The sequence below is a fragment of the Streptomyces sp. GSL17-111 genome, assembly GCF_037911585.1.
Lineage (GTDB): Bacteria > Actinomycetota > Actinomycetes > Streptomycetales > Streptomycetaceae > Streptomyces.
The window spans coordinates 4,999,802-5,013,111 of the sequence record NZ_JBAJNS010000001.1 but is presented as its reverse complement, the minus strand read 5'-3'; the positions used below and the strand labels follow the sequence as shown (position 1 = coordinate 5,013,111).

General features: G+C 72.3%; 10 protein-coding genes. 2 read left to right on the top strand and 8 right to left on the bottom strand.

Going from position 1 to position 13,310, the window contains the following annotated elements:
* Positions 1-7: 7 nt before the first annotated feature.
* Genes V6D49_RS22355 through V6D49_RS22345 form a run of 3 tightly spaced genes read right to left on the bottom strand, consistent with a single transcriptional unit; the run spans position 8 to position 3,166 of the window.
* The gene (locus V6D49_RS22355; RefSeq protein WP_340562307.1) at positions 8-865 is read right to left on the bottom strand and encodes a carbohydrate ABC transporter permease; all 858 of its coding nucleotides are present in this window, start codon (positions 863-865) and stop codon (positions 8-10) included.
* Positions 862-1,905, bottom strand: coding sequence for a carbohydrate ABC transporter permease (locus tag V6D49_RS22350; RefSeq protein WP_340562305.1), 1,044 nt, complete (start codon positions 1,903-1,905; stop codon positions 862-864). Before V6D49_RS22350 ends, V6D49_RS22355 begins: the two co-directional genes overlap by 4 nt.
* Positions 1,895-3,166: a sugar ABC transporter substrate-binding protein gene (locus V6D49_RS22345; protein WP_340562304.1), complete on the bottom strand. Its 1,272-nt coding sequence runs from the start codon at positions 3,164-3,166 to the stop codon at positions 1,895-1,897. The genes V6D49_RS22350 and V6D49_RS22345 overlap by 11 nt, the downstream gene beginning before the upstream one ends.
* Before the next feature lie 235 nt (positions 3,167-3,401).
* Here V6D49_RS22345 and V6D49_RS22340 point away from each other — a divergent pair, with 235 nt between their 5' ends.
* Entirely contained in the window at positions 3,402-3,809 is a 408-nt protein-coding gene (locus V6D49_RS22340) for a DUF1275 family protein (RefSeq protein WP_340562302.1), read from the top strand.
* Between the two features lie 28 nt (positions 3,810-3,837).
* Here V6D49_RS22340 and V6D49_RS22335 read toward each other — a convergent pair whose 3' ends face one another.
* Complete coding sequence (locus V6D49_RS22335) at positions 3,838-4,527, bottom strand: hypothetical protein (protein ID WP_340562301.1); 690 nt, start codon at positions 4,525-4,527, stop codon at positions 3,838-3,840.
* Positions 4,528-4,634: 107 nt separating this feature from the next.
* Between V6D49_RS22335 and V6D49_RS22330 the strand changes: the two genes are divergently transcribed.
* Positions 4,635-4,919: a DUF6226 family protein gene (locus V6D49_RS22330; protein ID WP_340562299.1), complete on the top strand. Its 285-nt coding sequence runs from the start codon at positions 4,635-4,637 to the stop codon at positions 4,917-4,919.
* Between the two features lie 227 nt (positions 4,920-5,146).
* Here the strand turns inward: V6D49_RS22330 and V6D49_RS22325 are convergent, their stop codons facing one another.
* The 4 genes from V6D49_RS22325 to lgt all read right to left on the bottom strand — a co-directional run bounded on the left by V6D49_RS22325 (position 5,147) and on the right by lgt (position 13,249).
* On the bottom strand, positions 5,147-6,607 hold the full coding sequence (locus tag V6D49_RS22325) for a glutamate synthase subunit beta (protein WP_340562298.1): 1,461 nt from the start codon (positions 6,605-6,607) through the stop codon (positions 5,147-5,149).
* Positions 6,600-11,189, bottom strand: coding sequence for a glutamate synthase large subunit (gene gltB, locus V6D49_RS22320; protein WP_340562297.1), 4,590 nt, complete (start codon positions 11,187-11,189; stop codon positions 6,600-6,602). Before gltB ends, V6D49_RS22325 begins: the two co-directional genes overlap by 8 nt.
* A gap of 302 nt (positions 11,190-11,491) precedes the next feature.
* Positions 11,492-12,199: a VIT1/CCC1 transporter family protein gene (locus V6D49_RS22315; protein ID WP_340562295.1), complete on the bottom strand. Its 708-nt coding sequence runs from the start codon at positions 12,197-12,199 to the stop codon at positions 11,492-11,494.
* Positions 12,200-12,274: 75 nt separating this feature from the next.
* Positions 12,275-13,249 (bottom strand): prolipoprotein diacylglyceryl transferase, encoded by a 975-nt coding sequence (gene lgt / locus V6D49_RS22310; RefSeq protein ID WP_340562293.1) that lies wholly within the window; start codon positions 13,247-13,249, stop codon positions 12,275-12,277.
* Positions 13,250-13,310: the final 61 nt, after the last annotated feature.

Sequence of the window (13,310 nt, the reverse complement as noted above, 5' to 3'; positions counted from 1 at the left end):
TCGGTGTTCAGCCCTTGACGGCGCCCGCCGCGAGCCCGCCGGACAGGCGGCGCTGGGCGAGGACGAAGAAGACGAGGACGGGCAGGGTGATGAGGGTGGAGCCCGCCATGACCGGCCCCCAGTCGTTGCCGTGCTGGCCGAAGAAGCGGTGGAGCCCGACGGCGGCGGTGAACTTGGCGTCGTCCTGGAGGAAGGTGAAGGCGAACACGAACTCGTTCCAGGCGACGATGAAGGAGAAGACGCTGGTCGCCACCAGGCCGGGGGCGACCAGGGGCAGCAGCACCGAGCGGAACATGCGCGGCCACGTGCAGCCGTCGAGGTAGGCGGCCTCCTCGACCTCCTGCGGGACGGCGGCCACGAAGCCGCGCAGCATCCAGATCGCGAACGGCAGCGAGAAGGCCAGGTAGACGACGGTCAGGCCGAGGAGGCTGTTGAGCATCTGGAGGTTGCGCATCTGCACGAACAGCGGGATGACGAGGGCCTCCAGCGGCACCATCTGGACGATGAGCACCATGACGAGGACGGCCGTCCGGAGCCGGAAGGTGTGCCGGGCCACGGCGACGGCGGCCAGCAGGGCGAGGAGCCCGGCGAGCAGGATCGTCCCGGCGCCGACGAGGGCGGAGTTGAGCAGGAAGCGGCCGAAGCCGCCCTCGTCGAGGACGAAGCGGAAGTGGTCCCAGGTGACGCCGGAGGGCAGCGGGTCGGCGCCCCGGGTGTTGGCGCCGGGGTCGACGGCGGACGTCACCATCCAGTAGACGGGCAGGACGGTGAAGGCGAGCAGGGCGGCGGTGGCGACGGCCGTCCCGACGCGGCCGGGGCGGCCGACGCGGGTCGGGCTGACCGGGCGCGCCGGGTTCGCGGTCACAGGCGGTCTCCCTTCTCGGCGCCGCCCTCGGAGAACAGCGCACGCACGTAGCCGACCGTGATGCCGAGGAGGAGCAGCGTGAGGAGGACGGCGATGGCGGCGCCCATGCCGTACTGGCGCTGGGCGAAGGACTCGACGTAGGACCACACGCCGAGGTTGAGCACCTGCGGGTTGGCGCCGTTGCCGCCGGGCATGAGGTAGAGCTGCACGAAGACCTTGAAGTCCCAGATGGTGGAGAGGATGACCACCACGAGGAAGACGGGCTTGATGGACGGCACGGTGATCGTCCAGAACCGCTGCCAGGCGTTGGCTCCGTCGACGATGCCGGCCTCGGTCAGTTCGCGGGGGATGGTGAGGAGTCCGGCGAAGACGGTGACGGCGACGAAGGGGAAGCCGTGGTGGACGACGTTGAGCGTGGCGATGGCGTAGAAGGTGAACCGTCCGGTGAACCAGTTGGTCGCGGCCGGGTCGACGAGGCCGAGTCCGCCGAGGGTCTGGAGGACGGCGCCGTTCAGCGGGTCGAACAGCCAGATCCACACGTACGTCCCCGTGACGGCGGGCATGGCCCAGGCCATCATGATCGTGCCGGCGGTGAGGTTGCGCCAGAAGGGGCCGAGGCGCTGGAGCAGCAGCGCCACCAGGGTGCCGAGGACGACGGTGAGGACCACGCAGGCGGTGGCGAACAGCACGGTGTTGGGCAGGACGGTCGTCCACAGGTAGGACGAGCCCAGGATCTCGGCGTAGTTGTCGGTGCCGGTGAAGTTGGTGCGGCCGGAGACGATCTCGCGCAGGCCGTAGTCCTGGAAGGACATCCACACCACGCGGCCCAGCGGCCACAGCAGGAGCGCGCCGACGGCCAGCAGCGCGGGGGCCAGCAGGAGCCAGGGCCGGGCCCGTCGACGGCGGCGGGCCGCGCGGGCACTGCGGGCGCGGGCGGCGGCGGTGGCGCGGGGGCCGGGCGGGCGGCGTCCGGGGGCGGGCCCGCCGGGCCGCTGCGGGTCCTCGGCCGTGCGGGGGGCCTCGGGGGTCTCAGTGGCCAAAGGACCGGTCCATGTCGGCGGCGGCGGCGCGGGCCGCCTCCTCGACGCTCTTCCTGCCGCTGAGGATGGACTGCATCATCTGGGCGAGCGTCTTCTTGCCCTGGATCTGCCCGTAGGCGGGGGTGACGGGGACGGTGCGGCCCGCGTCGCGCATCTGCCGGGCGAAGGGGGCGACGAGCGGTCCGCCCTCTTCGGCGGCCTGTTCCACGAGGGAGGCGCGTCCGGCGAAGTAGCCGGACTGCTCGGCCCAGCGGGCGGCGTAGCGCTCGGAGGTCATCAGTTCGACGAACTCCCAGGCAAGGTCCTGGTCGGGCGCGGCGTTGAAGACGCTGAGGTGGGAGCCGCCGAGGAAGGAGGGGCTCATGCCGCCCTCCGGGCCCGGGATGGGGGCGGCGGCGAGTTTGCCCTTCAATTCGGGGCTGTCGGCGACGATCGTGGCCGGGGTCCAGCTTCCGGCGACGGCCATGGCGACCTTGCCGCCGGTGATCCCGGCGACGAGGTCGGCCTCGTCCCAGGTGGTGGCGGCCTCGGCGGAGGTACCGTCCTCGGTGGCGAGGGAGGTGTAGAACTCCAGGCCGCGCAGCGAGGCGGGGGCGCTGATGGCCGACGTCCAGCCGCCGCCGCCCTGGGTCGCGAGGTCTCCGCCGGCGCCCCAGACGAAGGCGTCGAGGACGTACTCGCTGTCCCCGACGACGGGGAAGGGCAGCATGTCCGGTTCCTCGCGCTTCAGCGTGCGGGCGACCTCGCGCAGTTCCGGCCAGTCGGTGGGGGCGGCGAGCCCGTGCCGTTCGAAGACGTCCTCGCGGTAGAGGAGGGCCCGCACACCGGCGTACCAGGGGACGCCGTAGAGCTTGTCCTCGTAGGTCCCGGCGGTGCGCAGGGCGGGCACCATGTCCTCGTCCAGGCCCGCGTCCCGGCTGCGGTCGGTGAGGTCGGCCAGGGCTCCGGCGTCGGCGAACTCGGCCGTCCACGTGGTGCCGACCTCGGCGACGTCCGGCGTGGTGCCGCCCGCCATCGCCTTGGTGAACTTGTCGTGCGCGTCGGGCCAGGGGACGTACTGGACGTCGAGCTCCGCGCCGGTGCGTTCGGTGAAGGCGCGGCCGACCTCGGCGAAGAAGGGCTTCGAGTCGGGGTTGGTACCTTCCATGATCCACACGGTCAGTGTGTCGTCGTCGTCGGCCGCGCCACCGCCGCAGGCCGCCAGGGTGAGCGACAGGGCGGTGACCAGGGCGGCGGCACTCCGCCGGAGGCACTTCCTCATGGGCCGGGCTCCTCACGCGTCCACTCCGTACAGTGCCGCCTCGGACACCGTGGGCGACACTGCCACTGTGCGTCATTTCATATGATTTCGCGCGGTGGGTCATGCGCTGCCGCCGCCATTCACCCGACCGACACGCCCCCCGATCCGGTGAGGGCGGCCCGGCCGGGCGGGAGCCGGGGCAGGGGTGCGTGCCAGGCCGATGCCCGGCCCGACGGTCGGTGGGGAAGGAGGCGCCGTGACGGGTCCGCCCCGGCCGCGCGTACTCGCGGGGCTCCTGGTGCTCACCGCGACGTCCGGGATGGTGGACGTCGTGGGCTTCCTCGCGCTCGGCCGGGTCTTCTGCGCCCTGACGACGGGCAACGTGCTCTTCCTCGGGCTGGCGCCGGCGGGTGAGCCAACAGCTCGCGGTGACGACCACGGGGCTCGCGCTGCTGGCGTTCGTGGGCTGTTCCGCGAGGGGCACGGCACCCGGGCGGAGCGGCGGAACTGGGCCCTGGCGGTGGTGAGCCTGGGCGCCGGTGCGGCGGCCGGTGGGCTGTTGCTGGAGGTGGCGGTCAGTGTCCCGATCGCCGTGGCCGCCGGGTGCGCGGCGGTGGTCGCGATGGTGTGCGTGCCCGGACGCACGACGGCGGCGGGCCGCTGAAGGCGCGGCCCGCCGCCGACCCGGTGGGTCACTCCAGGGTCAGGGTGGGCGTCACGAGGGTCTCGCCCGTCGCCGCGTCGACGACCGCGCGGTCGCCCAGCGGTTCGTCCAGCTCGACGGTCACCTTCTCGGTGAGGAGCTGCTCGGTGCAGGCCTCCGCCGTGCCCTCCTCGCGCCAGCCGCCGAGGACGACGAGGTCGTCGGACTCCGCGACGTGCACGCCGTGGTCGGCGTCGCAGGCGCCGTAGCCGACGGTCACGGTGAGGGTGTCGGCGGCCTTGGCCTTCTTGGCGGCGGGCACGGGCTGGAGGTCGGAGCCGGTGGCCCGGCCGTCGGCGGCCTCCACGTTGGGCCAGAAGTGCTCGATGGCGTCGGCCCGCTTCTCGAAGGGGGTGTCGCCGCTCGGCTTGAAGGGCTGGTCGTCCTTCTTCGGCTTCGTCGGGGCCTCCCCGTCCTCGCCCTGGACGCCGTCCGGCCCGCCGTCCTCGCCGGGGGCGTCCTTGCCGGGCCCGTCGTCCTGCCCCGCGTCCTTCGAGCCGTCGGAGTCGTCGGGCTCCTTCGGCTCCTCGGGCTGCTCGGACTGCTCCGACGTCTTCACCGAGTCGCTGTCGCTCTGGTTCGAGCCGTCGTCACCGCAGGCGGAGGCGGTCAGGGCGGTGGTGACCGCCAGAACGACCGCTACTGCCGTGCGCCGGGTCCTGCTGCGGGTGTGTCGCATGTTTCCTCCTCGCCGGGTGCGGGTTCGACGCGGCGGGTTCCGTTCCGGTTCCCGGTGCGGAGGGATATGCCGTTGAGCGCCCACCGGGCGGGCCGCAGGTTCGCGGGATGGACACGCATGCGCTGCTCGCGGCGGTGGCGGACCGCTTCGCCGTGACGGGGGCCGCCACTCCCCCGTGGCCCGACCCGCACCCGGAGCGCACGGCCCCGCGCGAGGAGGAGTACGCGCGTTGCTCGGCGCCGGAGCGGTACCGCATCCTCGCGGCCCGTGCCGAGGCGTGGACCCAGGCGCTGACGGCGGCCGGGCTGGCGTCGGCCCACAGGGCCGCGTGCGACGCGGGGCTGTGGCGTCGCCACGCGGCGCTGGACGGTGGTGGCCACCGGGCCGGGTGAGCGGTCGGCGCAGAACCTGCCCGGAGGGCTGGACCCCGAGCGGGTGCTGGAGGAGGCCAGGAGGGGCCGTTCGCGCCATCGCGTGGTGCGTGGCCCGGCCTGGGCGTAGGAACGGCCCCTGCCCGGGGCCGGAGTCCGAAGGGCCCGCACCCGGTCGGGGGTGGGGCGGGCCCTTCGGCGGTGTCCGCACGCCGTTGTACGGGACAACGGTCGCCGAGGAGGCGGGCTCAGACGGTCAGAGCCCGGTCCGTCGGCTTGACGGGAGACGGCAGCGCGCTGCTGCCGGTCAGGTAGCGGTCCACGCCGCGTGCCGCGGAGCGGCCCTCGGCGATGGCCCACACGATGAGCGACTGGCCGCGCCCGGCGTCACCGGCGACGTAGACGCCGTCGATGTTGGTGCCGTAGTCCGCGTCGCGGTTGATGTTGCCGCGCTCGTCCATGGCGAGGCCGAACTGCCGGACCAGGCCGTTCTCCTGGTCGGTGCCGGTGAAGCCCATGGCCAGGGTCACCAGCTGGGCGGGGATGCGCCGCTCGGTGCCCTCCTTCTGGGTCGGCTTGCCGTCGACGAACTCCACCTCGATCAGGTGCAGCCACTGCACGTCGCCGTTCTCGTCGCCCTCGAAGTGGGTGGTGGAGACGGAGTAGACCCGCTCACCGCCCTCCTCGTGGGCCGAGGTGACCTTGTACAGCATGGGGAACGTCGGCCACGGCTGGTGCGGGGCGCGGTCCTCGCCCGGCCGGGGCATGATCTCCAGCTGGGTGACGGACGCCGCGCCCTGGCGGTGGGCGGTGCCGACGCAGTCGGCGCCGGTGTCGCCGCCGCCGATGACGACGACGTGCTTGCCCTCGGCGGTGATCGGCGGGGCGACGAAGTCGCCCTCCTGCACCTTGTTGGCCAGCGGCAGGTACTCCATGGCCTGGTGGACGCCGTTCAGCTCGCGGCCCGGCACGGGCAGCTCCCGCGCCGTGGTGGCGCCGGCGGCGATGACGACGGCGTCGTAGCGGCGGCGCAGGTCCGTCGCGCTCAGGTCGCGGCCGATCTCGACCCCGGTGCGGAACTTGGTGCCCTCCGCGCGCATCTGCTCGATGCGCCGGTTGATGTGGCGCTTCTCCATCTTGAACTCGGGGATGCCGTACCGCAGGAGCCCGCCCACGCGGTCGGCGCGCTCGTAGACGGCGACGGTGTGCCCGGCGCGCGTCAGCTGCTGGGCGGCGGCCAGCCCGGCCGGGCCGGAGCCGATGACGGCGACGGTCTTGCCGGAGAGCCGCTCGGGCGGCTGCGGGGTGACGTCACCGTTGTCCCACGCCTTGTCGATGATGCTGACTTCGACGTTCTTGATGGTGACGGCGGGCTGGTTGATGCCGAGCACGCACGCGGACTCGCACGGCGCCGGGCACAGCCGCCCGGTGAACTCCGGGAAGTTGTTCGTCGCGTGCAGCCGCTCGCTGGCGGCCTCCCAGTCCTCGCGGTACGCGTAGTCGTTCCACTCGGGGATGAGGTTCCCGAGCGGGCAGCCGTTGTGACAGAACGGGATGCCGCAGTCCATGCACCGGCCGGCCTGCTTGCTGATGATCGGCAGCAGGGAGCCGGGGACGTAGACCTCGTTCCAGTCCTTGACCCGCTCCTCGACCGGCCGCGTCCTGGCACCCTCACGGTCGGTGGTCAGGAAGCCCTTGGGGTCAGCCATTGATCGCCGCCTCCATCATCTTCTCGTGGGTCTCGGACTCGGTGAGTCCGGCCCGCTCGGCGGCGTCCTTGGCGGCGAGCACGGCCTTGTACGTGGACGGGAGGACCTTGCGGAAGCGCGGCAGCGCCTCGGCCCAGTTCGCGAGGAGCTTCTCGGCGACGGTGGAGCCGGTCTCCTCCTGGTGCCGGCGCACGACGTCGTGCAGCCAGCGCTGGTCGTCGGCGTCCAGCTCCTCGACGGCGCCGGCCAGCTCCCGGTTGACGTTGTGGGCGTCCAGGTCGATGACGTAGGCGACGCCGCCGGACATGCCGGCCGCGAAGTTGCGGCCCGTCTCGCCCAGGACGACGGCCGCACCGCCGGTCATGTACTCGCAGCCGTGGTCGCCCACTCCCTCGGAGACGACCGTCGCGCCGGAGTTGCGGACGCAGAACCGCTCGCCGACCTTGCCGCGCAGGAACATCTCGCCGCCGGTGGCGCCGTAGGCGAGGGTGTTGCCCGCGATCACCGAGTACTCCGCCAGGTGGTCGGCGCCCCGGTCCGGGCGGACGACGATCCGGCCGCCGGAGAGGCCCTTGCCGACGTAGTCGTTGGCGTCGCCCTCCAGGCGCAGCGTGACGCCGCGCGGCACGAACGCGCCGAACGACTGCCCGGCCGAGCCGGTGAAGGTGATGTCGATGGTGTCGTCGGGCAGTCCGGCACCGCCGAACTTCCGCGTCACCTCGTGGCCCAGCATGGTGCCGACCGTGCGATTGACGTTGCGGATCGGGATCTGGGCCCGCACCGGCTGCGCGGTCTCGGCGCTGTCGGCGCCCAGCGCGTCGGCGGCGAGCCTGACGAGCTCGTTGTCGAGCGCCTTCTCCAGCCCGTGGTCCTGCTCCACGACCTGGTGCCGCACGGCGCCCTCGGGCAGCTCCGGCACGTACATCAGCGGAGCCAGGTCCAGCCCCTGCGCCTTCCAGTGGTGCACGGCGCGCGAGGTGTCGAGCAGTTCGGCGTGGCCGATGGCCTCGTCCAGGGTCCGGAAGCCCAGCTCGGCCAGCAGTTCGCGGACCTCCTCGGCGATGAACTCGAAGTAGTTCACCACGAACTCGGCCTTGCCGCTGTAGCGCGAGCGCAGCACGGGGTTCTGCGTGGCGATGCCGACCGGGCAGGTGTCCAGGTGGCAGACGCGCATCATGACGCAGCCGGAGACGACGAGCGGCGCGGTGGCGAAGCCGAACTCCTCGGCGCCCAGCAGCGCGGCGATGACGACGTCGCGGCCGGTCTTGAGCTGGCCGTCGGTCTGCACGACGATGCGGTCGCGCAGGCCGTTGAGCAGCAGCGTCTGCTGCGTCTCGGCCAGCCCCAGCTCCCAGGGGCCGCCGGCGTGCTTGAGGCTCGTCAGCGGGGACGCGCCGGTGCCGCCGTCGTGGCCGGAGATCAGCACGACGTCGGCGTGCGCCTTGGACACGCCCGCCGCGACGGTGCCGACCCCGACCTCGGAGACGAGCTTGACGTGGATGCGCGCCTTGGGGTTGGCGTTCTTCAGGTCGTGGATCAGCTGTGCCAGATCCTCGATCGAGTAGATGTCGTGGTGCGGCGGCGGCGAGATGAGGCCGACCCCGGGCGTGGAGTGCCGGGTCCTGGCCACCCAGGGGTAGACCTTGTGGCCGGGCAGCTGGCCGCCCTCACCGGGCTTGGCGCCCTGGGCCATCTTGATCTGGATGTCGTCGGAGTTGACGAGGTACTCGCTGGTCACGCCGAAGCGGCCGGAGGCCACCTGCTTGATGGACGAGCGCCGGGCGGGGTCGTAGAGCCGCTCGGGGTCCTCGCCGCCCTCGCCGGTGTTGGACTTGCCGCCGAGCTGGTTCATGGCGATGGCCAGCGTCTCGTGGGCCTCCTGCGAGATGGAGCCGTAGGACATGGCGCCGGTGGAGAACCGCTTGACGATCTCCGAGACGGGCTCGACCTCGTCGATCGGGATCGACTCGCGACCGGACGCGAACTGGAACAGGCCGCGCAGCGTCATCAGCCGCTCGGACTGCTCGTCCACGCGCTGCGTGTACTGCTTGAAGATGTCGTACCGGCGCTCGCGGGTGGAGTGCTGGAGCCGGAAGACGGTGTCCGGGTCGAACAGGTGGGGCTCGCCCTCGCGGCGCCACTGGTACTCGCCGCCGATCTCCAGGTCCCGGTGGGTCGCGGAGATGCCGGAGACCGGGTAGGCCTTGGCGTGCCGGGCCGCGACCTCCTTCGCGACGACGTCCAGCCCGGCGCCGCCGATCTTGGTGGCGGTGCCGTTGAAGTACTGCCGGGTGAACTCCTCGTCCAGGCCGACGGCCTCGAACACCTGGGCACCCCGGTAGGACGCCACGGTGGAGATGCCCATCTTGGACATCACCTTGAGCACGCCCTTGCCGAGCGCCTTGATGAGGTTGCGGATGGCCGCCTCGGGCTCCGCGCCCTCCAGGAACGTGCCGGCGCGGACCAGGTCCTCCACCGACTCCATGGCCAGGTACGGGTTGACGGCGGCGGCGCCGTAGCCGATCAGCAGGGCGACGTGGTGGACCTCGCGCACGTCGCCGGCCTCGACCAGCAGCCCCACCTGGGTGCGCTGCTTGGTGCGGATGAGGTGGTGGTGCACGGCCGAGGTGAGCAGCAGCGACGGGATCGGGGCGTGCTCGGCGTCCGAGTGCCGGTCGGAGAGGACGATGATGCGGGCGCCACCGGCGATGGCGGCGTCCGTCTCCCGGCAGATCTCCTCCAGCCGGTCCGCGAGGGCCGGGCCACCCCCGCCGACCCGGTACAGGCCGGAGAGGGTGGTGGCCTTCATGCCGGGACGGTCACCGTCGGCGTTGATGTGGATGAGCTTGGCCAGCTCGTCGTTGTCGATCACCGGGAACGGCAGCGTCACGCTGCGGCAGGACTCGGACGTCGGCTCCAGCAGGTTGCCCTGCGGGCCGAGTGAGGAGATCAGCGAGGTGACGAGCTCCTCGCGGATCGCGTCCAGCGGCGGGTTGGTGACCTGGGCGAACAGCTGGGTGAAGTAGTCGAACAGCAGCCGCGGCCGGTCGGAGAGCGCGGCGATGGGCGAGTCGGTGCCCATCGAGCCGATGGGCTCGGCGCCGGTGCGGGCCATCGGGGCCAGCAGGACGCGCAGCTCCTCCTCGGTGTAGCCGAAGGTCTGCTGGCGGCGGGTGACCGAGGCGTGGGTGTGCACGATGTGCTCGCGCTCGGGCAGGTCGGCCAGCTCGGTGATGCCCGCTTCCAGCCACTCCTGGTAGGGGTGCTCGGCGGCGAGGGCGGCCTTGATCTCGTCGTCCTCGATGATGCGGTGCTCGGCGGTGTCCACCAGGAACATGCGGCCGGGCTGGAGGCGGCCCTTGCGGACGACCTTGCCCGGGTCGATGTCCAGGACGCCGACCTCGGAGCCGAGGACGACGAGGCCGTCGTCGGTGACCCAGTAGCGGCCCGGACGCAGACCGTTGCGGTCGAGAACGGCTCCGACCTGGGTGCCGTCCGTGAAGGTGACGCAGGCGGGGCCGTCCCAGGGCTCCATCATCGTGGAGTGGTAGGCGTAGAAGGCACGCCGGGCGGGGTCCATCGACTCCCGGGACTCGGGGCTCTCCCACGCCTCGGGGACCATCATCAGCACCGAGTGCGGCAGCGAACGGCCGCCGAGGTGCAGCAGCTCCAGGACCTCGTCGAAGGAGGCCGAGTCGGAGGCGTCGGGGGTGCAGATCGGGAAGATCCGCTCCAGGTCCCGGCTCTCGCCGCCGAAGAGGTCGGAGACGAGCTGGGACTCGCGGGCGCGCATCCAGTTGCGGTTGCCCTTGACGGTGTTGATCTCGCCGTTGTGGGCGATGAACCGGTAGGGGTGCGCCAGCGGCCAGCTCGGGAAGGTGTTCGTGGAGAACCGCGAGTGGACGAGGGCGATCGCGGAGCCGAAGCGCCGGTCGGAGAGGTCCGGGAAGAAGGGCTCCAGCTGCCCGGTGGTGAGCATGCCCTTGTAGACGATCGTGCGCGCGGACAGGGAGGGGAAGTACACCCCGGCCTCCCGCTCGGCGCGCTTGCGCAGCAGGAACGCGAACCGGTCCAGCTCCAGACCCGTGCGCGGGCGGGCGCCGTTCCCGGCGGCGTCGGCCACGAAGAGCTGGCGGAACTGCGGCATGGTGGCGCGCGCGCCGTTGCCCAGCAGTTCGGGCGCGACGGGCACCTCGCGCCAGCCGAGGACGGTCAGGCCCTCCTCGGCGGCGATCGCGCCGATCCGGGAGACGGCGGCCTCGGCCTCGGTCTCGTCGGCGGGGAGGAAGGCGATGCCGACGGCGTAGCCGCCCGCCTCGGGCAGGTCGAAGGACACGGACTCGCGCAGGAAGGCGTCCGGGACCTGGACCAGGATGCCGGCGCCGTCACCGGAGTCCGGCTCCGAGCCGGTGGCGCCACGGTGCTCGAGATTGCGCAGAACGGTCAGCGCCTGCTCCACGAGCCGGTGGCTCGCTTCGCCGGTGAGGGTGGCCACGAAGCCGACACCACAGGCGTCGTGCTCGTTTCGGGGGTCGTACAACCCCTGCTTGGCAGGGTGGGCCGCCATAGACGCTGCACGCATCGGCTCTCCCGTCGTCGTCGTGGCATGAACAAGTGCCGAGGGACGACGTTGGCCCTCTGCGATCAAAATTTCGTGCAGATTACATGATGGTCAGTTTCCCGGAAAGTGGATAACCGAGTCCACCATACGGACGCCGAACGGGTGGTCCGTACTCTGCGGAAGAGGTGTTGCCCCTGCTCACGCGGGGGGGTGGTGCGGGCGTCATTGCTCGCAGCGCTATGCGCTTCTGCCCGGTGCCCACGATTCTGAAACCGCTGGGAAACGTGAAACCTTCCACGGAAGCGCGGGGTCACCGAGCGCGGTCAGCCGATCGCGGCGCCCAGGAGCGATCCCAGGACGTAGGTCACCGCGGCGGCGGACCCTCCCAGGATGAACTGTCGGAGCCCGGTGTACCACCAGGGACGGACGGTGACCTTCGACACGGCCGCCCCGCACAGGAACAGCCCGACGAGGGCCAGCGTCACGGCCGGCCACACCTGCGTCGCGCCCAGCAGATACGGCGCGACGGGCAGCAGGGCACCGAGCGCGAAGGCACTGAACGAGGAGACGGCGGCCACCAGGGGCGACGGCAGGTCCGTCGGATCGACGCCGAGCTCGTCGCGGGCGTGGATCTCCAGCGCCTGGTCGGGGTCGCGGGAAAGCTGCTCGGCGACCTCCTCCGCCAGCGGACCGGCCACCCCACGCGCCCGGTAGCGTGCGGCCAGCTCCCGCTGCTCGCCCTCCGGGTCCTCGCGCAGCTCGCGCCGCTCCACGTCCAGCTCGGCCAGGACCAGCTCCCGCTGGGAGGCCACGGAGGTGTACTCCCCGGCGGCCATGGAGAAGGCACCGGCGGCCAGCCCGGCCAGGCCCGTCAGGACGATGGTCTGCGGAGCGACGGAGCCACCCGCGACGCCGGTGATCAGGGCGAGGTTGGAGACCATGCCGTCCATGGCGCCGAACACGGCCGGACGCAGCCACCCGCCGTTGACGTCGCGGTGGGTGTGAACGCGGGGCCGCTCTCCTGGCAACACACGTCCGACGGTAGGCGGCGGCCGGGGCCGCCGCCAGCAAGGCAGGCCGAACTGACCTGCCTCACCGGCATCCGGTCACGCCCGGCCGGAAGGCCCCGCCGCGTCGGACGCCGCGTCGGCCGCGCGGTCCGGAGCGGCGTCCTTGCCGGAGGTCGCCCCGGAGGTGCCGTCGGCGGGGGTGTCCTTCGCGGGGGTGTCCTTCGACAGCGTTTCGGCGTCGGATGCGGGCTTCACCCCGTCCGGGTCGGGCTCGACGACGGCCTCGCGGCCCGGGCGACGCTTGGCGGAGACGACGATGAAGGCCACCGCCGCCAGGAACACCAGCAGGGACGTCCAGTTGTTCAGCCGCAGGCCGAGGATCTCGTGCGCCTCGTCGATGCGCAGGTACTCGATCCAGAACCGGCCCGCCGTGTATCCGGCGACGTACAGCGCGAAGGCCCGGCCGTGGCCGAGGCGGAAGCGGCGGTCGGCCCAGATGACGAGCGCCGCGACGCCGAGGCACCACAGCGACTCGTACAGGAACGTGGGGTGGAACGTGCCCTCGTGCGTACCGTTGTCGATCTCCACGGCCCACGGGACGTCCGTCGCCCGGCCGTACAGCTCCTGGTTGAACCAGTTGCCCCAGCGGCCGATCGCCTGGGCGACGGCGAGCGCGGGGGCGACGGCGTCGGCGTAGGCGGGCAGCGGGATGCCCCGGCGCCGACAGGCGATCCAGGCGCCGAGCGCGCCGAACGCGACGGCGCCCCAGATGCCGAGGCCGCCCTCCCAGATCTTCAGCGCGTCGACGGGGTCGCGGCCCTCGGCGAAGTAGAGCTGGTAGTCGGTGACGACGTGGTACAGCCGTCCGCCGACGAGACCGAACGGGACGGCCCACACCGCGACGTCGGCGACCGTGCCGGGACGGCCGCCGCGCGCCACCCAGCGCCGGCCACCGAGCCAGACGGCGACGAAGACGCCGAGGATGATGCACACGGCGTAGCCGCGCAGCGGGAACGGGCCGAGCTCGATCTCACCGCTCGACGGGCTGGGGATAGACGCGAGGATGTCCATGGCCCTTCAGACGCTACCCTGCCCGGCCCGGGAGGCGGTAACCGCCCGGGCCCCGCACCCG